This window comes from Streptomyces sp. TLI_053, assembly GCF_900105395.1.
Taxonomy (GTDB): domain Bacteria; phylum Actinomycetota; class Actinomycetes; order Streptomycetales; family Streptomycetaceae; genus Kitasatospora.
The window spans coordinates 1,668,151-1,695,118 of the sequence record NZ_LT629775.1 but is presented as its reverse complement, the minus strand read 5'-3'; the positions used below and the strand labels follow the sequence as shown (position 1 = coordinate 1,695,118).

General features: G+C 71.4%; 30 protein-coding genes and 1 pseudogene. 13 read left to right on the top strand and 18 right to left on the bottom strand.

Going from position 1 to position 26,968, the window contains the following annotated elements:
- Nucleotides 1-6 precede the first annotated feature (6 nt).
- Complete coding sequence (locus BLU95_RS06610; protein ID WP_093859149.1) at nt 7-1,242, top strand: agmatine deiminase family protein; 1,236 nt, start codon at nt 7-9, stop codon at nt 1,240-1,242.
- Between the two features lie 170 nt (nt 1,243-1,412).
- On the opposite strand, the gene BLU95_RS06605 is transcribed toward BLU95_RS06610, so the two are convergent.
- The 3 genes from BLU95_RS06605 to BLU95_RS06595 all read right to left on the bottom strand — a co-directional run bounded on the left by BLU95_RS06605 (nt 1,413) and on the right by BLU95_RS06595 (nt 4,638).
- Nucleotides 1,413-2,663, bottom strand: a complete 1,251-nt coding sequence (locus BLU95_RS06605; protein WP_093859148.1) for an agmatine deiminase family protein — start codon at nt 2,661-2,663, stop codon at nt 1,413-1,415.
- Nucleotides 2,664-2,785: 122 nt separating this feature from the next.
- The gene (locus BLU95_RS06600; protein WP_231978352.1) at nt 2,786-3,835 is read right to left on the bottom strand and encodes an agmatine deiminase family protein; all 1,050 of its coding nucleotides are present in this window, start codon (nt 3,833-3,835) and stop codon (nt 2,786-2,788) included.
- Nucleotides 3,836-4,083: 248 nt separating this feature from the next.
- On the bottom strand, nt 4,084-4,638 hold the full coding sequence (locus tag BLU95_RS06595) for a TetR/AcrR family transcriptional regulator (protein WP_400752183.1): 555 nt from the start codon (nt 4,636-4,638) through the stop codon (nt 4,084-4,086).
- Nucleotides 4,639-4,895: 257 nt separating this feature from the next.
- On the opposite strand from BLU95_RS06595, the gene BLU95_RS06590 reads away from it, so the two are divergent.
- A complete protein-coding gene (locus BLU95_RS06590) occupies nt 4,896-5,609 on the top strand; it encodes a hypothetical protein (RefSeq protein ID WP_197698725.1) in 714 nt (237 codons plus the stop codon).
- Nucleotides 5,610-5,736: 127 nt separating this feature from the next.
- Here the strand turns inward: BLU95_RS06590 and BLU95_RS06585 are convergent, their stop codons facing one another.
- The 3 genes from BLU95_RS06585 to BLU95_RS06575 all read right to left on the bottom strand — a co-directional run bounded on the left by BLU95_RS06585 (nt 5,737) and on the right by BLU95_RS06575 (nt 8,911).
- Nucleotides 5,737-7,344, bottom strand: a complete 1,608-nt coding sequence (locus BLU95_RS06585; RefSeq protein WP_093864687.1) for a phytoene desaturase family protein — start codon at nt 7,342-7,344, stop codon at nt 5,737-5,739.
- A 59-nt stretch (nt 7,345-7,403) separates the two neighbouring features.
- Nucleotides 7,404-7,979, bottom strand: coding sequence for a hypothetical protein (locus BLU95_RS06580; protein ID WP_093859145.1), 576 nt, complete (start codon nt 7,977-7,979; stop codon nt 7,404-7,406).
- An 83-nt stretch (nt 7,980-8,062) separates the two neighbouring features.
- Nucleotides 8,063-8,911, bottom strand: a complete 849-nt coding sequence (locus tag BLU95_RS06575) for an AraC family transcriptional regulator (protein ID WP_093859144.1) — start codon at nt 8,909-8,911, stop codon at nt 8,063-8,065.
- 99 nt (nt 8,912-9,010) lie between these two features.
- On the opposite strand from BLU95_RS06575, the gene BLU95_RS06570 reads away from it, so the two are divergent.
- The 6 genes and pseudogenes from BLU95_RS06570 (at nt 9,011) to BLU95_RS06545 (ending at nt 14,545) form a co-directional block, all read left to right on the top strand.
- Complete coding sequence (locus tag BLU95_RS06570; protein WP_093859143.1) at nt 9,011-10,546, top strand: amidase; 1,536 nt, start codon at nt 9,011-9,013, stop codon at nt 10,544-10,546.
- Between the two features lie 94 nt (nt 10,547-10,640).
- Nucleotides 10,641-10,979 carry a hypothetical protein gene (locus BLU95_RS06565; RefSeq protein WP_093859142.1) on the top strand — a complete coding sequence of 113 codons (339 nt, stop codon included), beginning with the start codon at nt 10,641-10,643 and terminating at the stop codon, nt 10,977-10,979.
- 68 nt (nt 10,980-11,047) lie between these two features.
- Nucleotides 11,048-11,563 carry a MarR family winged helix-turn-helix transcriptional regulator gene (locus BLU95_RS06560; RefSeq protein WP_093859141.1) on the top strand — a complete coding sequence of 172 codons (516 nt, stop codon included), beginning with the start codon at nt 11,048-11,050 and terminating at the stop codon, nt 11,561-11,563.
- On the top strand, nt 11,560-12,420 hold the full coding sequence (locus BLU95_RS06555) for an ATP-binding cassette domain-containing protein (protein WP_093859140.1): 861 nt from the start codon (nt 11,560-11,562) through the stop codon (nt 12,418-12,420). The genes BLU95_RS06560 and BLU95_RS06555 overlap by 4 nt, the downstream gene beginning before the upstream one ends.
- Nucleotides 12,380-13,012 (top strand): annotated as a pseudogene (locus tag BLU95_RS06550) (ABC transporter permease); the annotation flags it as partial. The gene BLU95_RS06555 and the pseudogene BLU95_RS06550, both read left to right, overlap by 41 nt.
- A 12-nt stretch (nt 13,013-13,024) precedes the next feature.
- On the top strand, nt 13,025-14,545 hold the full coding sequence (locus BLU95_RS06545) for a recombinase family protein (protein WP_093859139.1): 1,521 nt from the start codon (nt 13,025-13,027) through the stop codon (nt 14,543-14,545).
- A 222-nt stretch (nt 14,546-14,767) separates the two neighbouring features.
- Here the strand turns inward: BLU95_RS06545 and BLU95_RS06540 are convergent, their stop codons facing one another.
- The 6 genes from BLU95_RS06540 to BLU95_RS06515 form a co-directional block, all read right to left on the bottom strand.
- Nucleotides 14,768-16,243: a replication initiator gene (locus tag BLU95_RS06540; RefSeq protein WP_197698724.1), complete on the bottom strand. Its 1,476-nt coding sequence runs from the start codon at nt 16,241-16,243 to the stop codon at nt 14,768-14,770.
- A 77-nt stretch (nt 16,244-16,320) separates the two neighbouring features.
- Nucleotides 16,321-16,551 carry a hypothetical protein gene (locus BLU95_RS06535; protein WP_093859138.1) on the bottom strand — a complete coding sequence of 77 codons (231 nt, stop codon included), beginning with the start codon at nt 16,549-16,551 and terminating at the stop codon, nt 16,321-16,323.
- Nucleotides 16,548-17,882, bottom strand: coding sequence for an FtsK/SpoIIIE domain-containing protein (locus BLU95_RS06530; RefSeq protein WP_231978351.1), 1,335 nt, complete (start codon nt 17,880-17,882; stop codon nt 16,548-16,550). Before BLU95_RS06530 ends, BLU95_RS06535 begins: the two co-directional genes overlap by 4 nt.
- A 17-nt stretch (nt 17,883-17,899) precedes the next feature.
- Nucleotides 17,900-18,370, bottom strand: coding sequence for an RDD family protein (locus BLU95_RS06525; RefSeq protein WP_093859137.1), 471 nt, complete (start codon nt 18,368-18,370; stop codon nt 17,900-17,902).
- A gap of 67 nt (nt 18,371-18,437) precedes the next feature.
- Nucleotides 18,438-18,698, bottom strand: coding sequence for a hypothetical protein (locus tag BLU95_RS06520; protein ID WP_093859136.1), 261 nt, complete (start codon nt 18,696-18,698; stop codon nt 18,438-18,440).
- Nucleotides 18,695-19,060, bottom strand: coding sequence for an SCO3933 family regulatory protein (locus tag BLU95_RS06515; protein ID WP_093859135.1), 366 nt, complete (start codon nt 19,058-19,060; stop codon nt 18,695-18,697). Before BLU95_RS06515 ends, BLU95_RS06520 begins: the two co-directional genes overlap by 4 nt.
- A gap of 226 nt (nt 19,061-19,286) precedes the next feature.
- Here BLU95_RS06515 and BLU95_RS06510 point away from each other — a divergent pair, with 226 nt between their 5' ends.
- Both BLU95_RS06510 and BLU95_RS06505 read left to right on the top strand, forming a co-directional pair.
- Nucleotides 19,287-20,099: a GntR family transcriptional regulator gene (locus BLU95_RS06510; protein ID WP_159424808.1), complete on the top strand. Its 813-nt coding sequence runs from the start codon at nt 19,287-19,289 to the stop codon at nt 20,097-20,099.
- Nucleotides 20,100-20,312: 213 nt separating this feature from the next.
- On the top strand, nt 20,313-21,020 hold the full coding sequence (locus BLU95_RS06505; protein WP_159424807.1) for a chaplin: 708 nt from the start codon (nt 20,313-20,315) through the stop codon (nt 21,018-21,020).
- A 240-nt stretch (nt 21,021-21,260) separates the two neighbouring features.
- On the opposite strand, the gene BLU95_RS06500 is transcribed toward BLU95_RS06505, so the two are convergent.
- Nucleotides 21,261-21,602 (bottom strand): hypothetical protein, encoded by a 342-nt coding sequence (locus BLU95_RS06500; RefSeq protein ID WP_159424806.1) that lies wholly within the window; start codon nt 21,600-21,602, stop codon nt 21,261-21,263.
- A gap of 537 nt (nt 21,603-22,139) precedes the next feature.
- Entirely contained in the window at nt 22,140-22,673 is a 534-nt protein-coding gene (locus tag BLU95_RS06495) for a hypothetical protein (RefSeq protein WP_093859131.1), read from the bottom strand.
- 158 nt (nt 22,674-22,831) lie between these two features.
- Between BLU95_RS06495 and BLU95_RS06490 the strand changes: the two genes are divergently transcribed.
- Nucleotides 22,832-23,065 carry a winged helix-turn-helix domain-containing protein gene (locus BLU95_RS06490; RefSeq protein ID WP_093859130.1) on the top strand — a complete coding sequence of 78 codons (234 nt, stop codon included), beginning with the start codon at nt 22,832-22,834 and terminating at the stop codon, nt 23,063-23,065.
- A 70-nt stretch (nt 23,066-23,135) separates the two neighbouring features.
- Here the strand turns inward: BLU95_RS06490 and BLU95_RS42170 are convergent, their stop codons facing one another.
- The 4 genes from BLU95_RS42170 to BLU95_RS06470 form a co-directional block, all read right to left on the bottom strand.
- Nucleotides 23,136-23,417, bottom strand: coding sequence for a hypothetical protein (locus tag BLU95_RS42170; protein ID WP_159424805.1), 282 nt, complete (start codon nt 23,415-23,417; stop codon nt 23,136-23,138).
- A 67-nt stretch (nt 23,418-23,484) separates the two neighbouring features.
- Nucleotides 23,485-23,955 (bottom strand): glycine-rich domain-containing protein, encoded by a 471-nt coding sequence (locus tag BLU95_RS06485; RefSeq protein WP_231978350.1) that lies wholly within the window; start codon nt 23,953-23,955, stop codon nt 23,485-23,487.
- A 139-nt stretch (nt 23,956-24,094) separates the two neighbouring features.
- The gene (locus BLU95_RS06480) at nt 24,095-24,574 is read right to left on the bottom strand and encodes an NUDIX domain-containing protein (RefSeq protein WP_093859128.1); all 480 of its coding nucleotides are present in this window, start codon (nt 24,572-24,574) and stop codon (nt 24,095-24,097) included.
- Nucleotides 24,575-25,248: 674 nt separating this feature from the next.
- Entirely contained in the window at nt 25,249-25,497 is a 249-nt protein-coding gene (locus BLU95_RS06470; RefSeq protein ID WP_093859126.1) for a hypothetical protein, read from the bottom strand.
- 106 nt (nt 25,498-25,603) lie between these two features.
- On the opposite strand from BLU95_RS06470, the gene BLU95_RS06465 reads away from it, so the two are divergent.
- Both BLU95_RS06465 and BLU95_RS06460 read left to right on the top strand, forming a co-directional pair.
- On the top strand, nt 25,604-26,437 hold the full coding sequence (locus BLU95_RS06465) for a helix-turn-helix domain-containing protein (protein WP_093859125.1): 834 nt from the start codon (nt 25,604-25,606) through the stop codon (nt 26,435-26,437).
- The gene (locus BLU95_RS06460; RefSeq protein ID WP_093859124.1) at nt 26,434-26,634 is read left to right on the top strand and encodes a DUF397 domain-containing protein; all 201 of its coding nucleotides are present in this window, start codon (nt 26,434-26,436) and stop codon (nt 26,632-26,634) included. The genes BLU95_RS06465 and BLU95_RS06460 overlap by 4 nt, the downstream gene beginning before the upstream one ends.
- Nucleotides 26,635-26,968 lie beyond the last annotated feature (334 nt).

The following is a 26,968-nucleotide window of genomic DNA, read 5'->3' as shown; positions in this document are numbered from 1 at the left end:
GTAGTGATGAACAACCGCTCCAGATCCGACAGAGCGACCGGCGGACCGACCGACGGGACGGCCGACCGGTCGACCGGCGGGAGCTCGGCCGACGGCCTCGACCGCCGCCGGTTCCTGGCTGTCGCGGGCCTGGCCGCCGCCGGCACCGCACTCACCGTCGCCACCGGCGGACCGGCCGCCGCCGCTACCGCCGGCCGCCGCGGCGCCGGGACGGACCGGGCCGCCGCGGCCGCCGCCGGCTTCCGGGTGCCGATCGACACCCTGCGCCACACCCGCACCTGGATGGCCTGGCCGGACAGCACGAGCATCTGGCGCAGCAAGCTCGCCGGGGTCCAGTCGGACATCGCGCTGATCGCGAAGACGATCGCGAAGTACGAGCCGGTGACCATGTGCGCGAACCCGGCCAGTGTCGCCAAGGCCCGGTCGATGTGCGGCTCGGCCGTCACCGTGATCGGGGACATCCCGGTCGACGACTGCTGGATGCGGGACACCGGTCCCGTCTTCCGCACCGACGGCGCCGGCGGCCTCGACACCATCGGCCTCAACTTCAACGGCTGGGGCAACCACCAGACCCACGCCAACGACGCCCTGGTCGCCCGGCGGGTCGCCGCCTACCTGGGCCTGCCGTTCACCGCCGCCGGGCTGGTGGCCGAGGGCGGCGCCGTGGAGGCCGACGGGGCCGGCACCCTGATGGCCACCCGGAGCAGCATCCTCAACTCCAACCGCAATCCCGGCAAGTCCCAGGCCCAGGTGGAGAGCGCGCTGTGCGCCGCCTTCGGCGCCTCCAAGGTGATCTGGTTCGCGGGCATCGCCGGCCAGGACATCACCGACGACCACGTGGACGCCACGTCCCGCTACCTCGGCGGTACCACGGGTGTGGTCCAGATGCCGCTGGCGAGCGACAACGACGCCTGGTCGCAGGACGCGCGCCAGCAGTACAAGATCCTGTCGGCCGCCACCAACGCCCAGGGGTCGCGGTACACGGTCAGCCAGATCCAGGGACCCGACTACAACCTCATCCGCTCCACCGACCCGAACTTCGTCGGCTCCTACGCCAACTACTACCTGTGCAACAACGCGGTGATATCCGCCCAGTTCGGCGACACCCGGGCCGACAGCGCGGCGAGGGCCACCCTCGCCCGGCTGTTCCCCGGCCGCACCGTCGAGCAGCTCAACATCGACCGCCTCGGGGCGGGCGGCGGCGGGATCCACTGCGTGACCCAGCAGCAGCCCGCCGGGTGATCCGGCGGGGCCGGGTCCGGTGGGGCGGACCCGGCCCCGGAGGTACTGGCGGTCTCGCGGGGCAGCCGGTGTCCCCGGCCTCCCCGGTCTCCCCGGTCTCCCCGGTGTCCCGGTGTCCCGGTGTCCCGGTGTCCCGGTCTCCCCGGTGTCCCGGGCCGCCGGACGGTCGGTCAGCCGTGGGCGGGGATGTCGTGGGTGGCGCAGTGGATGCCACCGCCGCCGCCGGCGATCCCGTCGATCTTCACGGCGACGATCTCCCGGGTGGGGAAGTACTTCTTCAGCACCTGCTGGGCGTGCTCGTCGGCCTTCTGGTCCCCGAACTTCGGCAGGTAGACGCCCTTGGTGCCGATGTAGAAGTTCATGTAGGAGGAGACGAAGGCGTCGCCGCGCCCGGTGATCCTCTCGGGGTCGGGCTGCTGCAGTTCCACCACCTCCAGCTTCCGGCCTCGCGCGTCGGTCGCGTTCCTCAGCACCGACCGGGCCTGGTCGGCGGAGCGGGACCAGACGTCCGGCGGGCTGCCGGGGAAGGCCTTGTCGAGGACGACGACCCCCGGCGCGACGAAGCGGACCAGGCAGTCGACGTGGGCGTCGGTGATGTCCTTGCCCTTGACACCGGCCAGCCAGATCACCTTGGTGACGCCGAGGGCCTTCTTGAGCTCCGCCTCGACCTGGTCGCGGCTCATCCCGGGGTTGCGGTTGTCGTTCACGACGGAGCTCTCGGTGACCAGCAGCGTGCCCTCGCCGTCGGTCTCGAAGGAGCCGCCCTCGGCGACCAGCCTGGTCTCGATCCGGTCCACGCCGTACTTGGCCAGGACGGTGCGGGCCACCTTGGCGTCGTTGCCGTGCTGCTGCTTGCGGCCCCAGCCGTTGAAGTTGAAGTCGACGCCCTTGACCTTTCCGCCCTCCTCGACGAACACCGGTACGGTGTCGCGCGCCCACAGGTCGTCGACGGTGACGGGCAGGACCTCGACGGCCGGGCCGCAGGCCTTCTGGGCGGCGTCCTTCTGATCGGGGCGGGCCATCAGGACGACCGGCTCGCGGGCCGCGATGGCCTGGGCGAGGGCGGCGATGTCCTTGCGGACCTCGGGGAGCTGCTCGCCCCAGATGTTCTCGGAGGCGGGCCAGGACATCACGGTGCGCAGGTGGCTGTCCCACTCGGCGCCGAAGCGGCGGGCGCCGGAGGCGCCGGTGGGGGTCGCGGTGGCGGCCGGAGTGCCGGGCGCGGTGGTGGGCGCGGTGGTGGGGGTCTCGACGGGTGTGCCGGTGGGGGAGCCCGGCTGTCCGGACGGGGGGAGCGCGCCGGTGCCGTCGGGGTCGCTCGCGCCGGTGGGGTCGCAGGCGGTGAGGCCGAGGACGAGGGCGCCGGCTCCGGCACCGGCGAGGGAACGCATCACGGTGCGGCGGGACATGGTGTTGGTCATACGGATCCTCCGGCTGGGGACGGGGTCGGTGGGGCACAGGGCGCAGCTGGACAGGGCGCAACTGGTCGGGGCACAGCTGGTCGGGGTGCTGCGGTGGGGGCGTGCTGCGACGGCGGCGGGGGTTACGGCAGGACCTGCGGCAGGGGCTCGTGCATGGTCGAGCAGTGGATGCCGCCGCCCCCGGCCATCAGGCGGTCGACGTCGATCTGCACCACCGTGCGGCCCGGGAAGGCCGCGGCGAGCGCCTCCTTCGCGGCGGCGTCCTTGTACGCGTCGCCGAACTGGGCGGTGATGACGCCGCCGTTGACGACGTGGAAGTTGAGGTAGGAGTCGACGAACTTGGAGCTGCGGGAGCGGACGGTGTCGGGGCCGTGCACGGGGATCACCTGGAGCCGGCGGCCCCGGGCGTCGGTCGCGGCGGAGAGGATGGCGAACTGCTCGCGGGCGTCCTTGGCCCAGGCGTCGTTGCGGTCGGCGGGCGGCAGCTGGACCATCACCACACCGGGCCGGACGAAGCGCGAGGTGACGTCCACGTGGTCGTCGGTGATGTCCTGGCCCTTGATGCCGGGCAGCCAGATCATGGTGTCCGCGCCGTAGGCCTCCAGGACGGCGTCCTCGATCTCGTCCCGGCTCATGCGCCGGTTGCGGTTCTTGTTGACCAGGCTGCTCTCGGTGGCCATCACCGTGCCGTCGCCGTCGGTCTCGATCGCGCCGCCCTCGCCGACGAAGTCCGCGTAGGTGTACCGCAGGCCGCGCCGGGTGGCGATGCGCTCGGCGACCAGGGCGTCGTCGTAGTGGACCTGCTTGTCGCCCCAGCCGTTGAAGTTGAGGACCACGGCGTCCAGTCCGCCGCGGCCGTCCAGGCGGAACACCGGCGCGGTGTCGCGCATCCACAGGTCGTCGGTCGGGATCGCGCTGATCACCTCCACCGCCGAGCCGCACCGGTCCTGGGCCTTGCCCGCCGTCCAGTCGTCGGGGGCGCACATCACCACCGGCTCGAACTCGGCGACGGTCCGCGCGATCAGGGCGATGTCCTCCTGGACCCCGCCCAGGCGCAGGCCCCACACCCCCCGGCGGGACGGCCAGGACATCCAGGTCCGCGCGTGCGGGACGTCGTCCGCCGGCACCCAGGGGAAGTCCTCGGCGGAGCGGTCGTGGCGGAAGCGGGTCATGAGAGTTCTCCGATCGTGCGACGGTGCCGGGAGGGGTGCACGGGCCATCGGCTCCACTCTTCGCGCCACCACGCACCGGCGCACCACGGGAACGGCCGACGGCTGCACCCCGCCTGCGGTGTCAGCGTCGCACTGACTGAAAAATCAGTCAAACTTTTCGGCGAGCCATGACGCAGGACGGTTCAATAGTCACGGAGAGTGACGATCCGGGGTGTTCTGTCGGCGGATGCCCGGTTTGGTGACTCCGCTCAGGAGCCGAGCCGGCTCACTTCGGTGTCGATGGCCTCGGTCAGCAGCGTCCGGGCGTGCGCCAGTGGAAGGCTCCCGCTGAGCCAGCGCACACTGAGGCCCTCCAGCAGCGCGGTCAGCCGCTCTGCGGCCCCGGCCAGCGCGACCGCCGAGGACATCGGCTGTACCGCGCCGAGCAGCTCGGCGATCTCCTGCACCCAGATCCGGGTGGCCCGCGCCAGGTCCTCGCGCAGGGTCTCGTCGAACACCGCGCTCGCCCGCAGCTCGCCCCAGGCGGTGCTGTTCTCCCGCACCTCGACGCTGTCCTGGAGCTCCAGCAGCAGCGTCTGCTCCAGCTCCTCGCGCGCGGTCGGCGGCGGGGCGTCCGGATCGCGCTCGGTCGTGTACCGCTCGGCCCGGTCGTTGATGAACTCCAGGGTCTGCCGGAGGATCCCGGTGCGGTCCTTGAAGTGGTAGTAGATCAGCGCGGTGGACACGCCCGCCTCGGCCGCGAGCTCCTCCACCCGCAGTCCGCGCACCCCGCGCCGCGCGATCACCCGCGCGGCTGCTTCCATGATCGACGTTTTACGACTGGCCACGATCCACCACCTTACCGGGGTGCCGTGCGGCGGTGTGCCCAGCTGCTGAAAGCCCCGTCAGACGGGTCGAAGTGACAGGTTTCGGACAATGTAGTTCGTGTGAAGGACTTCTTGCCTCCCCCACTCTGTCATCACTCCATGATCACCCTAGGGTGGCTGCCATCCCCCGCCGGAGACCCCGGCGGTGCCGGGATCTCCCCTTCGTTCCTCGACCCGACCGGATTGGATCGAACATGAGTGATCGTCAGATATGGAAGCGGGTGGCGGCCCTGGCCGTCGGCCGTGGCACCGGTGCCGTCGCGGCGGCCTTCGCGCTGGTCGCGGCCGTCGTGCTCGGCGGCACGGTGGCCGGCGCGACCGTGGCCGAGGCCAAGCCCGTCGGTGCGGCCGCGTCGGCCCACTGGGCTTGCGGCGGCGACCCGGTCGACCCCGGGAACGTCAACACCGACTACGACCCGAAGGGCTGCGGCGGCTGGGGCTCGTGGTACCAGCAGCCGGTCAAGGACGGTATGTGGACCTGCTCCGGCTCCCCGGTGGTGGCCGGGTACGTGATCACCGATCACAGCAAGCCCGGCTGCCGCGGCATCGGCGCGTGGCGCCACAGCCTGGTCAAGGACGGCATCTGGACCTGCTCCGGCTCCCCGGTCGTGCCCGGCTACGTCATCAGTAACCACCTGCGCGCCGGCTGCGGCGGCATCGGGTCGTGGCAGCACAACCTTCCGCACGACGGCATCTGGACCTGCTCGGGCTCCCCGGTCGTCACCGGGTACGTCATCACCGGGCACCAGCGGACCGGCTGTGACGGCGCCGGTGCGTGGCTCCACAACATCGCCCGGGTCGGCCTGTTGACCTGTCCCGGCTCGCCCGTCCCGGCGGGCTTCCGCTCCACCACCTACCAGGCCGGGGGCTGCAACGGCCTCGGCGCCTGGGTGCTCGCCCGCGCCTGAGGCACGTCTTCCCGGGGGCGGCGCCGACCGGCGCCGCCCCTCCCGCCCTCGAGCCGTCCCTGCTGGCCTCGAGCCGTCCCGCCCGGCCTCGAGTCGTTCCTCCTGGTCTCGGTGGCGCCTCCCGGCCTCAGCGGCCGCGGGCGAGGTCCTCCAGGGCGGCCCGCGCCGCGTTGTGCCCCGGGACGCCGCTGACGCCGCCGCCCCGGACGGCCCCCGCCCCGCACAGCAGTACGTCCGGACGGGCCGTCGCCACGCCCCAGCGCGCGGCGGCCGTGCCGGAGCCCTCCCCGCCGCCCGGACCGGGCTCCTCGGTGGTGAACGGGAAGGCCAGGTCGCGGTGGAAGATGTGGCCGCCCGGCAGGCCGAGTTCCCGCTCCAGCTCCGGCGGCGTCCGCGCCTCGACGCAGGGCCGGCCGTCGGCGTCCACGGCCAGGCAGTCGGCGATCGGCTCGGCCAGCACCGCGTCCAGCTGCGCCAGGCTCGCGGCCAGGGCGCGTTCCTTGGCGGCCGGGTCGTCGAACAGCCGGGCCGGCATGTGCAGACCGAACAGGGTCAGTGTCTGCAGCCCCTGCCGGACGGCCTCCGGCCCGAGGATCGACGGATCGGTCAGGGTGTGGCAGTAGATCTCCGACGGCGGCGCCGAGGGCATCCGCCCGGCCGCCGCCTCCGCGTACGCCGTCTCCAACTGCCGGTAGCCCTCCGCGATGTGGAAGGTCCCGGCGAAGGCGTCGCGCGGGTCCGCGCCGGGGTCGCGCAGTCGCGGCAGCCGGCGCAGCACCATGTTGACCTTCAGCTGGGCGCCCTCCGGCGCGGGCTCCGGTGCGGTGCCCAGCAGCCGTGCCAGCGTCGTGGGCGCGGCGTTCACCAGCACCCGGCGCGCGGCCACTGTCCCCTCGCCGTCGGCGTGCCGGTACGACACCTCGGCGTCGCCGCGGCCGTCGCCCGCGATCGCGGTGACCTCGTGCCCGGTCCTGATCTCCGCGCCGGCCGCCAGCGCCGCCCCGGCCAGCGCGTCCGTCACCGCGCCCATGCCGCCGACCGGGACGTCCCAGTCGCCGGTGCCGTTGCCGATCACGTGGTAGAGGAAGCAGCGGTTCTGTCGCAGTTCGGGGTCGTGGGCATGGGTGAAGGTGCCGATCAGCGCGTCCGTCAGGACCACACCGCGCACCAGGTCGTCCGCGAAGGTCCGCTCGACCGTCTCGCCCAGCGGTCGTTCGAACAGGGCCGTCCAGGTGGCATCGTCCCCGATCCGCCGGCGCAGCTCGGTCCGGGACGGCAGCGGCTCGGTGAGGGTCGGGAACACCCGCTCGGCGACCCGGCCGGTGGTGCCGTAGAACTCCCGCCAGGCCTGCCACTCGCGGTCGGACCCGGTCAGTGCCCGGAACGACTCCCCGGTCCGGCCGGGGTCGCCCGCGTCCACCAGCAGACCGGTGGGCTTCCCGTCCCGGACGGCCGGGGTGTAGGACGAGATCCGGCGCCGGCGCAGCTCCAGCCGCAGCCCGAGCTCCCGCACCACCTTCGCCGGCAGCAGGCTGACCAGGTAGGAGTAGCGCGACAGTCTGGCGTCGACCCCCGGGAAGGCCGCCGCGGACACCGCCGCCCCGCCCGTCCGGGCCAGCCGTTCGACTACCAGCACCCGGTGTCCGCCCCGCGCGAGGTACGCGGCGGCGACCAGCCCGTTGTGCCCACCGCCGACGATCACGGCGTCGTACCGCGAGGACGCGTTGGTAGCCATGCGGTCACGGTACGCCACGGCCCGGCCGCTCCGGAACAGCCGTGCACGGCCGTCGCGGGTCAGGGCGGTGACGTGCCGGGGCCGGCCGCCGAGTCGGGCTCGGCGTGCTGCCAGGCCCGGGGCCAGTTGCCGGACGGCGGCGGCGGACCGGCGATCCCCAGGTCCTTCCGGGCGCAGAGGTAGAACCTGTCGCGGGCGTGGCTCAGCCGCTCCTCCGCCCGCACCCAGCCGGCGGCGTCGGACCGCAGCCCGCGCGCGTACAGCTCCAGGTTCCAGCACTCCTCGTGCCACGACCGCGCCGCTCCGACCGTCGCGGCGTCACCGACCAGCAACATCGACTCCCACTCGGCGGCCCGCTCGGACTCCGCGCGGGCGAGGTCGGCCAAGCCTTCGTCGATCCCCAAAGGGTCCACCACGCCGTCGAAGTTGCGGGCGGCACCGAGTCTTTGGGCGATCCGGATCTGGGCCTTGAGCAGCTTGCCGTAGCTCGCGTAGATCTGGAAGCGCCGGTCGTCCCAACGTTCGGCGCGGCCGCGCCGCCAGCGGCTGCGTTCTGTGAGGCTTGCCGCCGCGTACGAGCCCACCGAACCGACGACGACGCCCGCCAGAGTGGGCAGTTGGTCCCAGAACGTCACGCTTCCTCCCCCAAGGGCCCGGTGACTGCCAGGAGTCCCAGGGTGGCACGCGGCCGGGAGGCGGGGAGGCGGAATCCTTCGGTTCAGGCGTGACCGCCGTCGGGCCGGGTGGCGGGCCACGCGGTCGGGTCGACGCTGAGCCAGGGGGCGTTGGCGAGGGTGCTGGGGGTGGTGCCGGTGAAGGTCCTGATGTCGCGGTGGAGGTGGGACTGGTCGGTGTAGCCGGTGTCGGCCGCCACCCGGGCGGCGCTGTGGCCCGCGGCGAGGCGGTGGGCGGCGTCGTCGAAGCGGACGAGCCGGGCCGCGTGCTTGGGGCCGAGGCCGGTCTGGGCGTGGAAGCGGGACCACAGCCGTTTGCGGCTCCAGCCGGTCTCGGCGGCGATCAGCTCGATCCGCACCGCGCCCCGCTGGGCGACCAACCGGTCCCAGGCGAAGGCGACTTCGGGATCCACCGGCCGGCCGTCCGCGAACCGGCGGACGAGTGCCGCCTCGGCGATCGCGAAGCGCTCGTCCCAGGACGGGGTGGCGCGCAGGCGCTCCTCGGTCCGCTCACCGTCGCGGCCCCACAGCTGGTCGAGCCCGACCACCGTGCCGCCCAACTCCGAGGAGGCGCCGAGGATCCGGTGCGCGACCGGCGGGGCGAGCCGGAGCTGCAGGCAGGTGACGGCACTGCCGTGGCCGCGTACGCCACCGGGCCCGAGCCCGACCACGACGCTGCCGTGCGTCCGGCGGCCGGTCGCGTCGTCGACGGCGAGCGGCGGGTCGCCGAGGTCGAGGGCGAGCGTCACGGCCGGGTACGGCACCACGTCGAGGTCGACGGGGGCGGAGGTGCGGAAGCCGGCCATGCCGACACCCGGGATGCGGCAGGGGCGCGGGGGAGTTGCGATCTCCCACACCGGTGCGGGGGCGCGGGCCGGATCGACGGGGCGCATGCCGCCAGGCTACGCGACATTCGTCCAATACACGGTGCCGCGGACGGGGCGACGCTGGGGCGACCGGCCCACCGCCCCGTTCAGAGAGGACGGTTCACGATGAACCCATCGATCGAAGCTCCCGGCACCGCCCCGGTCGGCGCCTCCGCCACCGGCCCCGGCGTCGCCCACGGTTCCACCCCCGGCGTCGCCCACGGTTCCACTCCCGCCACCGCCTACGGCTCCGCCGTCGAACTCGCCGCCGCCGTCCGACGCAAGGAGGTGAGCCCGGTCGAGATCGTCGAGGACTGCCTCGCCCGCATCGACGCCCTCGACCCCGCGCTGAACGCCTTCTGCTTCCGGGACGACGACGCCGTCCGCGCCGCCGCCTCCGCCGCCGCCGACGCGGTGGTCCGGGCCGGTTCCACCGACGCGCTCCCGCCGTTCCACGGCGTACCGCTGCCGATCAAGGACCTGCTGGACGTGGCGGGCTGGCCCACCACCTACGGGTCCGCGGGCTCCGGCCGGGGGCCGGCCGAGGACTCGGCGCCGCTGGTCCGGAGGTTCCTCGCCGCGGGGTTCGTCCTGCTCGGCAAGACCACCACGTCGGAGTTCGGCAGTCTGCCGTTCACCGAGAACGAGGCGCTCGGCACCACCCGCAACCCGTGGGACCGGGACCGGACGCCGGGCGGCTCGTCGAGCGGCGCGGGCGTCGCCGTCGCCGCCGGGATGGCGCCCCTCGCCCACGCCGAGGACGGCGGCGGCTCGATCCGCATCCCCGCCTCCTGCACCGGCCTGGTCGGCCTCAAGCCCACCCGGGGCCGGGTGACCAACGGGGCCGTCGTCGTCGAGGGGCTCGGCATCGGTGGCGTGGTCACCCGCACGGTGGCGGACACCGCCGCGGTGCTCGACGTGCTCGACCGCCACGATCCGGCCGCCTGGTGGTCGCCCCCGGCCCCGGACCGCTCCTTCGCCGACGCGATGTGGGCGGACCCGCCGGCCGGGCTGAGGATCGGCGTCCTGGTGGACCCGCCGGTGGCCGGGATCGCCGTGGACCCGGCCTGCGCGGCGGCCGTGGACACCGTCCTGCGCATGCTCGAAGCGGCGGGCCACCGCATCGTCGACACCCCGCTCCCGCTGCCGCCGACCGAGGAACTCGTCACGGAGTTCAGCGCGATGTGGAACCTCGGCGCCGCCGGGGTGCCGCTGGCCGATCCGGAGCGGATCGAGCCGCACAACCGGGCGCTGCGCGACGCGGCGCACGCGATCGACTCGTGGGCCTACGCGGAGGGGGTACGGCGGGCCCAGCGGATGTCCCGGCGCATCGTCGAGGGCTTCGTCGCCGGGTTCGACCTGCTGGTGACGCCCACCATGGCCTGCCTGCCGCCGCGCATCGGCGCCTGGCGGGCCGGCACCGCCGAGGATCCGCTGGCGGCGCTGCGGAACAGCTATCCGATGGGGGTGTTCACCTCCCTGTTCAACGTGACCGGCCAGCCGGCCGTGTCGCTGCCCGTGCACCACGACGGGGCGACCGGCCTGCCGGTCGGGGTCCAGCTCGTCGCCGCGCCGTGGCGGGAGGACCTGCTGCTGCAGGTGGCCCGCACGCTGGAGCTGGCCCGTCCGTGGGCCGACCGCCGTCCGCCCGGCCTGGGCTGACCCCGCCCGGACCCGGGCCGGATCGGGCCGACCCCGTCCGGTCCGGCCCGGGCCGCCCGCCCGGACCCGGCGGGGGCCCGTGGATACTGATCGGATGCGAACGTACCCGACCGCCGCCGTCGCGGTGAACCTGCTGCTCGGCCTGCCGGCGGTGGTGCCGGTCTGGCTGCTCTGGTACTTCGCGGTCAACTGGCCGCTCGCCGAACTCGGTTGGACCCGGCGCGAGCCGACGGAGAACGACGGCGTGCTGCCGTGGCTCATGCTCGCGGTGCCGGTGCTGGCGGTCTTCGCGGCCGTCTGGTGGCCGGCCAACCACCTCCTGCGCCGCCGCCGTCGGCACCGGTACGCGGACCCGGGCCGCGCCGGGGCGTACTGGACGACCAGCGCGCTGCTCACCCTGGTGCCCACCGGCGTGCTGATCGTCGTGCTGTAGCGGGGAAGGCGGAACCGGCACGACGCCCTCTCGACAGACAGCTCTCACTGAGAGCTAAAATCGGAGGTATGAGTGCGACCGTCCCGGGCCCGCCGGACCCGGCGCTGGGCGAGGAGTTCTCCACCCTTCTCGTCGGGATCCAGCGCCTGGTGCGGCGCCGGCTGCGCGAGGGCCTGACCGAGCCCCGGCTGCGCGGCGCCCAGGTCGAACTGCTCCGGCTGGTGGCGGACTTCCCCGGTCTGCGGGTCTCCGACGCCGCCGCCGAGCTCTGCCTGGCCGCCAACTCGGTCTCCACCCTGGTGAACCAGCTGGTCGTGCTCGGCCTGCTGCGCCGCGAGGTGGACCCGGCCGACCGCCGGGCGGCCCTGCTGTATGCCACCGGCGAGGCGGAGGAGCGGCTGGCGGCCTGGCGGGCGCGGCGGGACGCGCTGGTCGGCGAGGTGGTGGCGGGGCTGCCGGCCGGCGACCGGGCGGCGCTGGCCGCCGCGCTGCCCGCGCTGCGCGGAGTGGCGACGGGCCTGCGCGGGCGCGCGGGCGGAGCGGGTACGGCGGCCCCCGCCGCCGGAGGGAGGACCGGACCATGACGACCGGGCCGGACGACGCGGTGGTCTGCCGCGCGCTGACCTACACCTTCCGCCGGGGCCGCCGGAAGGGCGGCGGTACCAGGGCCGTCGACGGCGTCGACCTGACCGTGCGGGCCGGTGAGGTCTTCGGCCTGCTCGGCCCCAACGGAGCCGGCAAGACCACCACCATTCGAGCGATCACCACCCTGCTGCCGACCGCGGTCGGGATGGTCCGGGTCTTCGGCCACGACGCGGCCAGGCGCCGGGCGGAGGTCCGCCGGCTGCTCGGCTACGTGCCGCAACAGCTCTCCGCCGACGCCGGACTGACCGGTCGGGAGAACGTCGCCCTGTTCGCCCGGGTCTTCGACGTGCCGCGTGCCGAACGCTCCGCGCGGGTCGCCCAGGCGCTGGCCGCCGTGGACCTCACCGGGGCCGCCGACCGGTCGGCCGGCACCTACTCCGGCGGCATGGTGCGGCGGCTGGAACTCGCCCAGGCGCTGGTCAGCGCCCCCCAGCTGCTGGTGCTGGACGAGCCCACCATCGGCCTGGACCCGATCGCCCGCGCGAGCGTCTGGGAGCGGGTCGACACCGTCCGCCGCGCCACCGGGATGACGGTGCTGGTGACCACCCACTACATGGACGAGGCCGACCACCACTGCGACCGGATCGCCCTGATGGACCGGGGCCGGATCCGCGCGCTCGGCACCCCCGGCGAACTCAAGGCCCGGGTCCGCGAGCAGGACGCCGCCCTGCCCGATCCCACGCTCGACGACGTGTTCCGCCACTTCTCGGGTCGCGGGCTCGCCCGCGGCGAGGGCGCGGAAGGAGACTTCGACGATGTCCGCCGGACCCGCCGCACAGCCAACCGCGTCGGCTGACGCACCCGACCTGGGCCTGCTGCTGGTGCCCCCGCCGCCCCGGACGGGCTGGCGCCAGGTGCCCGCCCGGGTCGCCGCGATGTGCGTGGTCGAGCTCCAGAAGCTGCGCCACGACCGGACCGAGGTCTACACCCGGGCGATCCAGCCCGCGCTCTGGCTGCTGATCTTCGGCGAGACCTTCACCCGGCTGAAGGCGATCCCCACCGGCGGCATCCCATACCTGGACTTCCTGGCCCCCGGGATCATCGCGCAGTCCGCGATGTTCGTGGCGATCTTCTACGGCATCATGATCATCTGGGAGCGGGACTCCGGGGTGCTCACCAAACTGCTGGTCACACCGACCCCGAGAGCCGCACTGGTCACCGGCAAGGCCTTCGCCGCCGGGGTCAAGGCGGTCCTGCAGGCCGTCGTGGTCGTGCTGCTCGCGGCGGTGCTCGGGGTGGCGATGACCTGGAACCCGCTGCGGCTGCTCGGAGTCGTCGTGGTGGTGGTCCTCGGCTCCGCCTTCTTCTCCTGCCTCTCGATGACCATCGCCGGGATCGTGCTCACCCGCGACCGTTTGATGGGTATTGGTCAGGCCATCCCTCGCCCGTAACCTATTTATATGAGTGGTGGAGAGCACCCGATAGACCGTCAGCCAGCGCGGGAACGCCGGCTCGCCAAGCTCGTTGTGCCGCGTCAGCGAGCGCATTCCCGTAGTGACTGGACAGGAGAGTCGGCGGCACTGTACTGCCGGATCTCACATGCAAGCGACGACGATCAAACCGGTGTCGACCGGCAGGAGCGCATCTGCCGGGACGTCGCAGAGAGGCTGGGCGTACTGGTGCCCAGCGACCTCGTGTTCGTGGACAACAACCGGTCCGCGTGGAAGCGCAACCGCAAGCGGCCCGGTTGGGACGGTCTGCTCGCCGCCGTCCGGACAGGGCGCGTTCGGCACATCATCACGTACCACCCTGACCGCCTTATGAGGCAGCCGCATGACCTAGAAGAGCTCTTGCACATCTCCGATGAGCACGACATCACGCTGCACGGCCAGGCGAACCGCCGAAACCTTGCCGACCCTGACGATCGCTTCTTTCTGCGCATCGAGGTAGCCCATTCGTGCCGGTCGAGTGACGACACCTCACGTCGTCTGCTGGACGCGACGGTTGACCGTGCCAGGGATGGTCTTCCGCACGGTGGAAAGCGCCGGTACGGCTACACCTCGAACGGCATGGAGATCGTTGACAAGGAAGCCGTGATCGTCCGAGAGGTGTTCTCCCGGTACCTGGATGGCGATACGCCACAGAAGCTGGCCAACGACCTGAATCGGCGCGGTGAGCCGACGGCACTTGGCAAGGAGTGGAACCCACCCAGTATCCGTGCCCTGTTGGACAGTCGGCACGTAGCGGGTATCCGAGTGTTCCGGGGCGAGGAGATCGGCGACGGGGAGTGGCCTGCCATCGTCGCGCGAGGATTCTGGGAGGAGGTGCGGGAGCGACGGATGTACCGAGCCCCGGCCACGCCGCCGAGCGAGGGTGGCGAGGTGAGCAAGGATGACGAGGATCGGTTCTACATCCTGCGTGGCGTGGTCGTCTGTAAGCGGTGCGCTGTCCGAATGGCGGGCTCTGACGGCAGGTACATGTGCGGACGCGCCCAACGCACAGACTCGGCGTCGTGCAGCCGGACCGTATCCGCACCCACTCTCGAACGCTTTGTTCGAGACGCCGCAATCAGGATCCTGGAACGCATCGACGTAACGGGCAGCACCGCGCCGGCCGGACTGTCAGCGACCGACGAAGCCGCCGTCCAGTCCGACCGCCAGGAGCTGGCCGACCTCAAGGAGATGTGGGATGACCGAGAACTGTCCACACGTGAATACCGGTCCATGCGCAAGACCGTCGAGGACCGAATCGCAGCAGTGCAACGGAAGCTCGTAAGCCGGCCGACAGTCGAAGTACTCCAAGGTTTGGTTGGCCCCGGGGCCGCAGCCAGTTGGAAGGCTCTTGAGGCTGCCAAGGACTGTCAGCGCATGAATGCGGTAATGCGCTTCCTGTTCTCGGCAGTGATCATCGATGCCTCAAGCCTGCGCGGACGCGCATTCGACTATGGCCGGGTGGAGATCGAGCCCAATCCCAATCTCTGAACACAGGCGTGCCGGTTGGGACCCCTCGGGAGGGGGGTTCCAACCGGCTGTCAGTCGTCCTGTCGTTCCTCTCCAGGGGTGAGCAGCTCCGCCAGCCGCGTCATGCTCGCCGAAGTGATTCGGCGCGGGAAGCGTGAACAGACGCGTTCCAAGTGCCAATCACGGTCATGACGTTCGGAATGCGGATCAGCCTTGGCAACAGTCGGATCACCCCCCGTTGCCTCAGTCATCGGGGCACACCCCCACCGACGGCCTTCGGTCAGCACCCTGGGGTTCCCGCCGCGCCCCGCCCACCCACCCTGGGGTCGCGTAGTCCCGGGCGATCTCCCGGGTCCGCTCCCGGTCGGCGGCCATCTGCTCAGCGATCACGGCCTCACCGGGCCGATGCCCCACACCGGCGAACCGCCACTCGCCCACCGTGACCTCACCCTCGGCGGCGGGCGCGCCCCGGACCCAGTCCTCCCGCTCCGCCCGCAGGCTGCGGTACGTCGTCGAGTACACCCGCGTCTTGGTCAGGCAGTGCCCCCCAAAGCCCAGCATGTGCGCCCATGCCCGCAGCCGCAGGTGCGCCAACTCCGCCAGACCACCCAGACGCCAACAGGTCCCCACCAGCGCCCGCATATGCGCAGACACCCGCAGCGACCGGATCTCGGCAGCGCTCGTCACCCGCCGGTCGACCGCCCCCGCAGCCTCCGCACCCTTTGTCGTGTACTTCGCCACGTACGCCGCCACCCGCTCACCGGTCCCCGGGTCGTCGGGACCGCCGCGCAGCTCATGCACGTCGACCTGAACACCGAACCGAAGACGCCGCTCCCCGTAGGCCGGCGAGGCCGGGGCAACCACCGACACGGATCCGGCCGCCGTGCGGACCGCGTCCACCAGGACATCGGCGCCCGCCCAGGAAGGCGGCAGGTCCGCAGCACCGTCCGGACCGTCCAGACGCACGATCGCATGGAAGTGCACCACCCCACGGCGCTGGTACTCCGCCACCTTCACCGCCGACACCCGCACCACCCGCCGAACCGCCGAACGCCCCACAGCCGCCAACTGTGCGAGCCGGTGATAGACCGTGTCCCCGAAGGCTTTCCACAGCCTTCCGGCGTGCGCGTTCCACAGCACGTGACCCGGGTAGTCGTAGCACTCCGTACACACCGGAGCCCCGACGAGGCCACCGTTCTCCGGGTGGATCCGGCCGCACCCGAGCGCCCGCCCGTGCGCGCAGACACCGGGGCGTTCACGGTGGCAGCCGCCCGCCCGGTGGACCCGGCCGAACGAGGGCGCCGTCAGCGTCAGGAACACCGACGGGTGCAGCTGCACGTCCTGCGGGACACCCTTCCCGCCGGCGAGCCCGGCGTGCACCAGGTGCCAGCTGTCGCCCTGATGCAGCCACGAGCACGGCCCGCAGCGAGAAGCGCGCCGGTTGCGGCACCGCAGCGCCAGCCGCTCCCCGGGCTCACCGGCCGTGTCGTACCGGCGAACCAGCTCACCCGAAGCGGCGTCGAACGTCGCCGACATCCCCCGCAGGTACACCGGACGCGCACACCCCCCGGTCGCCGCGATCTGCTCCAACCACCGCGCCAAACCCGGCATCTGCCCCAGCCGGACCAGATCACGGTCCACCTCACCCAGGTGTCGAACCCTCTCCTCCTGGACCAGGTACGCACGCCGGGCCGCAGGACCGTCGAAAGGACCGTTCATCGAGAACCACCCCCGAGCAGAACGGGCCGCCCCCGGCCACACCGGGACGACCGGCAGGACCGAAGGCGGCGGGACGATCACGAATGCGGAGCGGTGGGCGTCGAGGGCACCGACGGGTCCCCGGAGTGCGTCAGGCCCGTGACCAGCCAGCGCACCGCGTCCCCGATCGGGTCGGCCAAGTGCGTCTGAGCCAGGAAGAACCCGAACACCCCCACCAGGAGCACATGCCAGATCTTCAGCTCGCGCGAGCGGACCAGCAGCGCGACGACCACCGCCAGGAACGCCGTCAGCGGCAGGGCCACGTTCACGACAGACCCCCCGCCCCGGCCGATCCGGCATACAACTGGCCCACCGACGGCCGCAGATGGGCGAACCGCACGGCCACCTCCTCCGCCTCCTCCGGCGTCACCAGGAACGAGCGGGCCCGCATCCACCCACCGTCCGGCGCCCCCAGGGCCACCGCCACCCCCGGCATCGAGACCGGGATCGACTGCACCGCGTCCACCGCGCCCGCATCGAGATCACCCAAGGTCATCTCCGCCGTGCCCTTGTCCGCCACCCGGAAGCAGGCCCGCCCCGCCAGCTGGGCCCGCAGCGACGTCGCCCCCGGACCCAGGTCCGAGCCGAACCGCTGGCCGGCGACGATCAGGTGCACACCCAGCGCCGCCCCCAACTGACCCAGTCGCAGCAGCGCCGTCGACACCTGCGACACCTCGGCCTTGTCCGCGCTCGTCGCCGTCAGGTACAGCTCCGCGACCTCGTCCACCAGCACGACGATCGGAACCGGCTGCTGCTTGTCGGGGAGTTCCCACACCGAACGGACGCCCGTCGCACGGCACAGCGCCATCCGCCCCATGGTCACTTCCACCAGCACGTCCAGCAGATCCACCGCATCGCGGCGACTGGTCGCGAGCGCCGTCAGACGCGGCGCGAACAGGCCCAGTTCCATGCCGCCCTTGAGGTCGATGCCGACCAGGGCCACCGGCTGCCGGGACCACTGGGCCACCAGCGAGGCCAGCAGCGTCGACTTGCCGGACTGCGTCGCGCCGACGACCAACCAGTGCGGGACCCGGCGCAGGTTCACCAGCCAGCGCCCACCGTCCTCCCAGACCCCGACCACCGCCGACAGCAGCCCCACCGACCCCCGGAACGGCTCCGCCGGACGACTCAGCGGATCCCAGGCGTTCGCCACCAGCCACACCGTTCCCCGGGTGTCGGACACCGCCCGCACCGCGAACACCCGCCACGCGTGAGCCATGGCTCCGCAGGCCGCCGCGTACTCCTCCGGCGTCTGCCCGGAATGCAGGCGGACCTTGACCGACAGTCCGCCCCGCCGCCAACGCGGCACCCCCGCCCGGGGCTTGACCGGCTTCAACGCCCGACCCTGCACCACCACCGCGCCCAGCAGAACCGCCGGCGGACGCCCCGGCACCGACAGCCCCTGCACATCCGCCAGCCGCCGCCACGTCCACCGGAAGCGGACCACCGTCACCGGGAACCCCCACAGCAGCCACCACAGGTTCGGCGAACGCCGCCGCAACCACGGCGACAGCACCCCCAGCACCATGGCCGCCACCACGAGAGCGCCCAGCAGCCACACGATCGGCGGCAACGACGTCGCCCCGGCCGCCAGCACCACCCTGTTCTCCACCGCGTTCACTTGCGCACCTCCGCAATGGCGTTGATGACGTCGACGTCGACGACGACCGAGCGGCTGATCTGATCCGCCCAGGTCTGGCGTCGGTGGTGCACCAGCGGGCGCACGAACCCGAAGAACCCCGGCGCGATGTCCACCACGTGCAGCAGGCTCCGCACGATCGAGCGCGCCGGACCCAGCGGCCGGGCGGTGTCCTCATCCACGGTCACGATCCGCATCACCCGCTGCCCCAGCGACTGACCCGTGCGACCCCGCAGCGCCCACTGCCACACCAGGAACGCCAGCGGCAGCACCCAGTACAGAACCTTGTAGAGCGACTGCATGTCGAAGTTCACGAGCATCGCGAGCAGTTGCAGCAGCGCCAGCGGCGGGCGCGCGTATAACAGCACGGCCGTGTAGGTCGTCATGATCCCCCCGGCGATCGAGACCTCGATCAGCGCGGCACACGCCCGCGTGGACCAGTCCGCCATACCGGGCACCGCCGGACGGGACTCCCTCTTCGCCCGGCCCGGACCCACCAGGGCCCGCCAGCGTTCCTCACTCACCGGAACCACCGCCCTCGATGCCCTCCGGCGCAGGCAGCGGCACACCGTGTTCGATCGCCAGCGCCCGCAACTCGCTCTCCAGGTCCCGCGCCAGCAGCGCCGCGTCCTCCGCCATCGGCGCCACGATCGCGAACAGGAACCGGGCCCGACCCCACGCCATCTCCGGCCCCAACTCACCGGCCAGCTCGCCCAAGTCGCTCAGCCGCTCGCGCAGGTCCCGCCAGTCGCGACCGTCGCTCAGACGCCCGCTCACTTCGCAGCCCCACCCGAAGCGGGCCGCTCCACCGCCGGCCTGGCGGCAGGCGGCGCCGCCACCACCGACTCCGCCCGGTACGCCAGCCCCGCCCGGCCGTTCATCTCCCACCAGAACGCTTCCAGCCCGACCAGGCTCACCACCTGCCCCACCTCGATCCCCGAGGGCTCACCGGTCACCGACACCTCGATGAGCGCCGTCTTCCGGCCCTCCGGCCGCACCGCGACACCCACCGCCCACACCGCCTTGCCGTCCCGGTCCGTCTTGATCACACCCGTCTCCGGGTCCGTCTTCGCTTCCACCGACACGCACAGCGCGACACCCAGCCTCGCGGCGTCCAGCGGCAGGTTCTTCAAGGTCATGCCCCTTCCACCCCTCCCGAGTCAGAGCCAAATTCATCAGTCATCATGATGAATTCGGCGGGAGGACGAGCATGAGCCCACTTGACGCGGAAGACAAGGGCATTCATCCTGACGACTGCTGATTCCGGGCCCCCGACACGCGGGCTGATCAGCGGCAACCCGCACCATGTCACGATTTGATAACGACCAGGGCGGACACGAACGGTCCGCAGCCGGAGGGGCCGAAGTGGCTGTTGTGAAGGGGCAAGCCCTCTACAAGCAGGTCGCGCGCGAGATGCGCAAGGCCATCGCCAAGGGCACATGGCGACCCGGCGAGCGCATCCCCACCGAGGACAAACTCACCGCTCAGTACGGCGTCTCACGACCCACCGTCCGCCAGGCCGTCGCGGAACTGCGGGCGGACGGCCTCCTGGACGTCCAGCAGGGACGCGGCACCTTCGTCCGGGGCCCCCAGCCCGAGCAGAGCGCGACGATCAACATCGAACGCACCGTCGTGTGCGCCGGCGACCAGTACCACTGCCCCGCCGGATGGCACGACGCCGAGGAACCCACCGTCTACCGGGTCCGCCTCGAAGCCACCGCCGCCGAGACCCTCGCCGCCGACGAGGGCGACGCCGCCTTCCTCGTCCAGCGCCTCTACACCCACGAGGCCAGCGGACTACGCGCCCGCTACAGCGGACTGCTGCCCATGGAACGCATCACCGGCACCGTCCTGGCCAAGCACCCCGAACTGTTCAACACCGACGCCTACGCCGCACTCGCCGCAGCGCACGGCCCCGTCGAATGGCACGAAGGCATCAGTGCCCGCATGCCCAACCCCGACGAACGAGCCGCACTCCACGTCCCCGAGAACACACCCCTGCTCATCTCCCAGCGCGTCACCCGCACCCAGACCGACGCCCGACCCCTCATGCTCGAAACCCTCACCATGACGGCCGCCGCCACCGAGCTGACGATCACCCACCGACCCGTTGCGCGTCAGCCGGGCCCGTCCAGCCATCCGGTCGACCCCGAAAATTCCATCAAGAGAGCGTTGTGACCAGCGAACGACATGGTCGTGACGAGCCGCGCTTATAGGCATCGTCGGATACGAGCCGTGCCGGTAACCGTTCGGCGGACAACAGTCGGCATCCGCATGGCCGCCTCGAACGAGGCCGGTTACGTTCGACCCCAGGCACGGAAAGTGCCAATCACATGACAAGGCGTGACATTTCCAGCTCTGTCGCGTCCACATCCATGGATGGAGTCGAAGATGACCGACCGGGTACAGGTCCGCAATACCGCCAGGACAACGGTGCGCCGCCGCATGCGCCTCGGCATCGCCGCTCTCGCCGTCGCGGCCCTCCCCCTCGCTGCCCTCTCTCCGGCCCGCGCCGCCGACCAGGAGCCAGCCGCCGAGGCCCCCAGTGCTGCCGCCGTTGCCCGGGAGACCAGCATTGCCTCCGAACTGGCAGCCATGGGGCTGCAGGTGCGGACCAGGGCAGGCGTGATCGTCGCCTGGGGCCCCGCCGACATCGTCAACGCCGCCGTCACCCAGTTCGCCGACCAGAACCCCTTCGCCATGTTCACCGAGCCCGACCAGAACGGCCAGGGCTACATCGGGATCCGGGGGACCAGCATCGCCCGGTGGATCGGCTTCACACCCGGATCCGGCGTCGCCATCCAATCGGTCAGCAACGAATCCGACGACGAGGTCATCGTCTACGACCAGCCCACCGGCCACCTCAACATCGGCGCAGACCACCACACCGCCGAGAACCTGCCCGACCCCCACGCCACATCCGCCAAGGCCAACCGCGCGGGCGCCACACACGGCGCAGTCGCTCTCAGCGGGAAGAGCCTTCTCAGCGGCGACCAGGTACAGATCCCCATCAACGTCGAACCGTACATCTGCGGCAACTCGGTCGGCGTCCTCAGCGTTCTGCACCCGGCGTTCGCCAAATCTTGCATCAGCTTCTGAGCCGACCCGCCTTCGGGCCCCGGTCAGCTGTCGCTGAAGCCGTCGAAAACTTTCTCTACTCACTCAAGGGCGGCGCACAGCGCCGCCGGTCGCCCATGGCGCCCCGGCCGGGCATGCGGCCTGACGGCCGGTCCCGGCCGGGCGCCAGACCGACCGACGGCACCCCCGAACAGCGGAAAAAGCCACCGCGGCAACCGGCCCGCAGCACCGCGGAGAACCGTGCCGCGGCGCCGCTGAAGATCAACTCCCGGCGGCATCCGTCGACTCCCCGGCCACATCGACCTCGCCCCGCGCCGCCATGCCGTCGAGGATCACCCGCAGCCGGCGCGCACCCGAGAGCGTTCCCTTCAGGAACACGACCCCCCGGCCGTCGTCGGCCCACCCCGCCTGTGCCTTGACGAGATCGTCACCGGCCAGCCCCAGCCCGACCAGTGCCGCGTTCAGGTCGACCGCCGCCGTCCTGGCCTCAAGCCACGCGCCCTCGTAGTCCACCCCCGGGATCATCGGCCCGCCACCGAGGAAGATCTCCCCACTCTCGTCGCCGATCTCGTCGCCGTCGCCGGAACCGCCCCTGTTCGACATCCCCGCCACCCCCGTGCACTGTCCGCCCGCCCTGTGGCCGATAAGTATCGACTGTCCTGAAATCGGTACCACACCCCACTGACAGCAGTATGACTGTGCACCAACACGAACGACCCCGGGGCGCGAAGGCCCGGGGGCTGCTCAGCGACCCGGCGGGCCGTCCAAGGTACTCCCGGCCGACCGGCGCCGCCACCACCCCGACCACCGTCCGCGCGCACGCCCCCGGCGTGAACCGGGCAGCCGGACGCCCCGCCCGGAAACCAGCCGGACGGGGCGAACAGGACGCCTGCTACGGGCAGTTCGGCGAGCACACCCACGCCGTGATCCCCGGACCGGCAGGTGACTCCTGGTGACCACCCGCAACCGGACTCACGGCCTCCCCCCGGCACCGGGCACAGTAGACCGGGCCGACGCGCGGCCAGCCCTCCCCGGCCCCGTTCACGTGGCCGCCACGGTGGAACGGATCGAGCACGCAGGGGGACGTACTGCCGGGGCGCCGGGCGCCGCACACGGGCTTCCGGGTGGTCGCCGGGGTCATCACGCCACCACCCCGACGAGAGCGTGCTCACCCTCGAACGAGTAGCCAGGATCGGGCAGTTCCTTGGACGCCGCCACGAGGGCGCGCCGCCGCCGGACCCGCCGCCGCTCTTCGTCCCGCTCCCACAGCGGCACCACGTGCGGGGGCTCCGGCTCCTCCCCGGAGGCACGCGCGGAGGCACACCCGGAGGCACGCTCCACCCCGGCTGCTTCCGCGACGCGGACCGCACGACGCTCCCGCGCGATCACCCCCGATTCGACGTCCCGCCGCGTGGGCACAACGGACGGGACGACCACAGGCACGGGCAGCACGGCGGGCAGAAAGACCAGTTCGCCGGGCGGCGGAACCGGCACCGGACGGCGGTCGTATGCGGGGGTCCGAAGCCCGTCCAGATCGATCGTGATCGACTGCCCGGACGCCCGGTGGCGCCCCTTGGGGGCGAGATCGGCGGTGAGCCAGAGCGCCAGAGCCGTAGCCGCCGCCAGGCAGCCGGCGGCACCGACGCACCACACCCAGAAGGTAAGATCCGACATGTCGAGTGCTCCTCTAAAGCATTCGGCGGTTGACCCCCGGCGGCCGGGCCTAATCGGCCGCCGGGGGTTCTTCGGTAACGACGGTACTCAGCCTGTCCATACCTGTCCATGGGTATCCATGGCTATGACCGGTCAGCCGTCACGGCTACCGTCATGGGGTGTTCGAGTTCAACCCGACCCGCGCAAAGTGGGAACAGATCGCGGAGATCATCACCGCGCGTATCGAGACCGGCAGACTCCGGCCCGATGACAAGATCTCCGAAGTTCAACTCACGGAGGAGTTCGGGGTGGACCGCAAGACCACTCGCAAGGCGGTCGCTCACCTGCGGGCGAGGGGCCTGGTGGTCACGCGCACCGGCATGGGCAGCTTCGTGACCGGCCAGACCCCTTAGACGCCACAACGCCGAATCGGAACTCGGTCGGCCGAGTGGGGCGCCTGCCAAGTAGGGGACGAAATCCCCGTCAGCTGACCCCGCCCAGCGAATCCAGCGTCCATCCGTCACCCGGCGTCGGGCGCCGATGATGCCGCTTGCGTGGCACGGGACCTTCGGGCGGCAGCCGGAACCAGCAGGTTCGGAACCCCGGCGCAGTGCCGACCAAGTGGTCGTACTGCTCGCTTCCCGCCGGCCAAGGAACCAGGATCAAGCTGTCAGCGATGACACGCCCGGCAGCTAGTTCACACATCGCATAGACATGCGCCTTGACAAACTCCGGTGTGTCCGGAGGCAGATCACTGACCTTCATTGAGCCAGCATGGCAGAACTCGCCGACCCGGTGAGGGGCAACCCAAGTTCTGCCACGCCGGTTGCTGCTAGGCCGCGTTCGGCCCGCTGTTGCCGCAGTCGAAGCCGCACCCGCTAGGTTCCTCGGTGTGCTCGCACCCGGCAGCCACCGGGATACTGCGGTCCGTCGGCGGCTTCCACAACGCGGTGTCGACGTCGTACCCGGCACCACGGATCGCGTCCATGGTGCGGGTGAGCGCGTCGGGGTCGTGGCGGGTCGTGTCCGGCGGCTCGGGGACGTGGTGGACGAACAGCCCCAGCCGCTTGCACAGGCGGGCATAGACCACCGTGTGCAGGATCAGGGCGTGCCACCCCTCATCCACGGTCCGGGACGGCTTGAGCCCAGACCGGGGCGAGGCCGCGCACGCGACGACGAACTTGAGCGCCTCGGCCGTGATCTGCTCGGCCGTGTCGACCCCCATGCCGGGGTTGTTGCGCTCCACCGTCGCCACGACCCCGGCGAACTCCTCCGGGGTGACGAGGCTTCGCACATCCGCCACAGCGGACGCTTCCTGAGCGGTACTCATTGCTGATCTCCCTTCGGTTGTTGCGACTTGCGGACCCGGCCCGGCGATCGCGAGCAGCAGCGAGCTGCCGGGACGGGAGTCTTGGGGGGCTCGCGCGGCAGCGCGAAGCCTTCTACGTCGCGTTGGTCAACTCACCCCGGAACAGCAGCGGGAACCGGTTTCCGAGCAAGGACGCCGCCACGGCGGCACGGATGCGACGCTCGATGAACGGCTCGGTGTAGCGGGACAGGAGATCCACCGGCACCCACTCCAGAGCACGAATGTCCAGCGCACGCTTGACCGGCAGGGACAGCGCGCCGGCCTCCGTGAGCGACATTCGCCCCCCGTCGCACACGATGGCGATTCCCTCGGGGGCGCCCGTCGCGACGTCCTGCGGCACCTGATCCTCGACCAGGCCGTGACCGATCTCCCGCTCCAGGCCGGTCCAGTCACTCAACGCGCGCCGCGCGGCCGCCGCAACCGACTCCCCGGGAATGACGCCGCCACCCGGCAGCGTCCAGTCCGGCCGCTCCGCCGGGAGGACCAGCAGCACCAAGCCTCCGGCCTGATCCAGAACGAGTACTTGAGCGTCGAGGCGGTGAGCGTGGTCCATAGCTACTCCTGGGGGATGAGGGTGCCCCGTTCCGCAGCGGGCAGCGCGCGGAACGGGGCGGAGGGTGTGCCCATCCCGGCCCGTTTCAAAAACCGGGATGGGCGGGACCCGGAGGGCGGTTCACTGTGAGAATCTCCTCCGGGGGATCGAGGGGCCCCGCCCGCCCTGGGGGGAGGGGGCGAGCGGAGCCCGTGCCGCTTCCCTTGGCCAAAGGCCAAGCCCGTTGGGAGCGGCGTCCACCGTGGCTCCCGACGCGCGGTGGAGCGGGGCCCCGTCCCCGAGCCGGCCTTCCGGGCGGCGCGGGACAGAGTCGGGATCAGTAGCTCTCGAACCGCCCGCCGGTCCCGCGTTCGTGCGCGGCCGCGTCGTCGGACTGCTCGCTGCTCTGACCGGCAGAGTCGGAATCGCCGGTCGTCGTGGGTTCCTCGTACGGGTCGAAGATAGCGATCTCGATTCCTAACTCATCGCGTTGGAGGGGCAGTTGTTGACCAGGTCGGCGCGCATCAGTGCTTGACGGCGCCACCGGTAGGCCCGCTCAAGGCAGGCAGGACAGAAAGGCAATGAGCAGTCGCCAAGCACGGGACCGGGGGCCACGACGTTCGGGCGCTCGCAGCAGAAGCACCGCCCGAACCGCCACCCCGACTTGGGGAGCGGCGACGGAAGATCCGCTGTGCTCACGCCGCGCCGCTCATCCGCCGCGAGTCGAACCCGCGCTTCAGCGAACGCATCTCGCGCCCGGTGAGGCTCGCTTCGATCTCACTGTGATAGGTGGTCCACTCACACCCACCCTCAAGGGGACGCAGGTAGACCTGCCCACCCACGGTGCCCATGAAGTGACCCGTCCTGTCGTGAAGGTGGTCATAGACCACCTCGCCCAGCTCGGGATAGTAGTCCGGTCCCGCCGGCTCCCTCGCACGCCGCATCTCAGTGCCCTTCCGTAGTCGGATCACTACCGGGTGGCTTCACTGTGGCGTAGAGTCCCACTCTGTTCAACGTGCCCAGTCCGGTTGATTAGTAGGACGAACTCGCGTGAATCTGAACGAACTTGATCCAGAATCTTCGCCCGCCGCAGGGTTCGGCGTGTTCCTCCGCACGTTGCGGGAGCAACACGGCTGGACACAAGAGCATCTTGCGCGTCTTATCGGCTGCACCGCGTCGCATGTCTCGGCTCTAGAAAATGGTCGGCGGCGAGCAACTCAACGGATCTCAACAGCTCTTGACAAGGCGTTCGGGACGGCCGAGGACGGCGTCTTCCGCCAGAGAGCGAGCGAGGTCAAGTACTCAGCTCTGCTTGCAGGGTTCTCTCAGTACGTAGAACACGAGCCAAAGGCGGTGGAACTGCGCCTGTTCACTCTCGGTATCGTGCCCGGCTTGTTGCAGACGACCGAGTACGCGGCAGCAATCGCCGCAGGGGCCGTCGAGCGGGGAAGTATCACGCCAGACCAGGCCGACGAACGGGTTCGAGTCCTCATAAGCCGACAGGTGAACGTGCAGCGGACACCGCCGCCGCTGGTTCACGCCGTTCTGGATGAAAGTTGCGTTCGGCGCCCTGTCGGCGGGAACGCTGTCATGGCAGCTCAACTTGACAGACTTGTTGAGTTTGCCAACGAGCCGAACAACATGCTTCAACTCGCCCCGTATCGCCTTGGCGAGCGTAGAGCGTTCGACCTGCCTGTCTACATCCTCACCATGCGGGATCGGTCGCTGATGTCCTACGCCGAGAGCGCCCAGCAGGGGCACCTGGAGCGGGAGACCGACGCCGTGTTGCCCATGCTCACGGCCTACTATCAACTGCAAGGCCAGGCACTCTCACAAGCGGACTCAGTTGAGATGATCCGCGAGCTTCGGAGGGAACTATCGTGACCGCAGGCGGACCGAACTGGTTCAAGTCCTCGTACAGCAGCAACGGCGGCGAATGCGTCGAGATCGCCAGCAACATCCCCGACGTCGTACCAGTACGAGACAGCAAGGATCCCGAAGGCCCTGCACTCGTCTTCAGTGCTTCCGAGTTCACGGCCTTCGTCGATGCTGTGCGCAACGGAGAGTTCGGCACCGTCTGATGCTGCGCCTCAGGCGCCTCCCCTCCGGACCCCTCCGCGATGGCGACGCGGCGGGGTCCTTCGTTGTCCAGAGAAGGCCCGTCATCGATGGCTGCCGCGCTGTGGCCATGGTCGGTGGCGAGAAGCTTTACGCACCCACCGCTGGCGGGGCCCGCGTCGGGCAAGGCCGGGGGGCCACTCGGCCAAATTGCGGTCAGGCCCAGAAGCCTGCCCGAGACCGCCGCGAGCTTACGGCCCCCCGGCCATGCCCGACCCCACCACCGGCAGGACCCCGCCCAAAGCTTCCCGCCACCTCGGTCCGCAGGCGCGCCGGCCGGGAGGCTGATCACCCAAG

What these genes read in the sequence shown, in the direction of transcription:
- BLU95_RS06610 (WP_093859149.1), top strand. Translation starts at nt 7, where the DNA reads ATGAACAACCGCTCCAGATCCGACAGAGCGACCGGCGGACCGACCGAC.
- BLU95_RS06605 (WP_093859148.1), bottom strand. Translation starts at nt 2,663, where the DNA reads ATGACCAACACCATGTCCCGCCGCACCGTGATGCGTTCCCTCGCCGGT.
- BLU95_RS06600 (WP_231978352.1), bottom strand. Translation starts at nt 3,835, where the DNA reads ATGACCCGCTTCCGCCACGACCGCTCCGCCGAGGACTTCCCCTGGGTG.
- BLU95_RS06595 (WP_400752183.1), bottom strand. Translation starts at nt 4,638, where the DNA reads ATGGAAGCAGCCGCGCGGGTGATCGCGCGGCGCGGGGTGCGCGGACTG.
- BLU95_RS06590 (WP_197698725.1), top strand. Translation starts at nt 4,896, where the DNA reads ATGAGTGATCGTCAGATATGGAAGCGGGTGGCGGCCCTGGCCGTCGGC.
- BLU95_RS06585 (WP_093864687.1), bottom strand. Translation starts at nt 7,344, where the DNA reads ATGGCTACCAACGCGTCCTCGCGGTACGACGCCGTGATCGTCGGCGGT.
- BLU95_RS06575 (WP_093859144.1), bottom strand. Translation starts at nt 8,911, where the DNA reads ATGCGCCCCGTCGATCCGGCCCGCGCCCCCGCACCGGTGTGGGAGATC.
- BLU95_RS06570 (WP_093859143.1), top strand. Translation starts at nt 9,011, where the DNA reads ATGAACCCATCGATCGAAGCTCCCGGCACCGCCCCGGTCGGCGCCTCC.
- BLU95_RS06565 (WP_093859142.1), top strand. Translation starts at nt 10,641, where the DNA reads ATGCGAACGTACCCGACCGCCGCCGTCGCGGTGAACCTGCTGCTCGGC.
- BLU95_RS06560 (WP_093859141.1), top strand. Translation starts at nt 11,048, where the DNA reads ATGAGTGCGACCGTCCCGGGCCCGCCGGACCCGGCGCTGGGCGAGGAG.
- BLU95_RS06555 (WP_093859140.1), top strand. Translation starts at nt 11,560, where the DNA reads ATGACGACCGGGCCGGACGACGCGGTGGTCTGCCGCGCGCTGACCTAC.
- BLU95_RS06545 (WP_093859139.1), top strand. Translation starts at nt 13,025, where the DNA reads ATGAGTGGTGGAGAGCACCCGATAGACCGTCAGCCAGCGCGGGAACGC.
- BLU95_RS06540 (WP_197698724.1), bottom strand. Translation starts at nt 16,243, where the DNA reads ATGAACGGTCCTTTCGACGGTCCTGCGGCCCGGCGTGCGTACCTGGTC.
- BLU95_RS06525 (WP_093859137.1), bottom strand. Translation starts at nt 18,370, where the DNA reads ATGGCGGACTGGTCCACGCGGGCGTGTGCCGCGCTGATCGAGGTCTCG.
- BLU95_RS06515 (WP_093859135.1), bottom strand. Translation starts at nt 19,060, where the DNA reads ATGACCTTGAAGAACCTGCCGCTGGACGCCGCGAGGCTGGGTGTCGCG.
- BLU95_RS06505 (WP_159424807.1), top strand. Translation starts at nt 20,313, where the DNA reads ATGACCGACCGGGTACAGGTCCGCAATACCGCCAGGACAACGGTGCGC.
- BLU95_RS06500 (WP_159424806.1), bottom strand. Translation starts at nt 21,602, where the DNA reads ATGTCGAACAGGGGCGGTTCCGGCGACGGCGACGAGATCGGCGACGAG.
- BLU95_RS06495 (WP_093859131.1), bottom strand. Translation starts at nt 22,673, where the DNA reads ATGTCGGATCTTACCTTCTGGGTGTGGTGCGTCGGTGCCGCCGGCTGC.
- BLU95_RS42170 (WP_159424805.1), bottom strand. Translation starts at nt 23,417, where the DNA reads ATGAAGGTCAGTGATCTGCCTCCGGACACACCGGAGTTTGTCAAGGCG.
- BLU95_RS06480 (WP_093859128.1), bottom strand. Translation starts at nt 24,574, where the DNA reads ATGGACCACGCTCACCGCCTCGACGCTCAAGTACTCGTTCTGGATCAG.
- BLU95_RS06470 (WP_093859126.1), bottom strand. Translation starts at nt 25,497, where the DNA reads ATGCGGCGTGCGAGGGAGCCGGCGGGACCGGACTACTATCCCGAGCTG.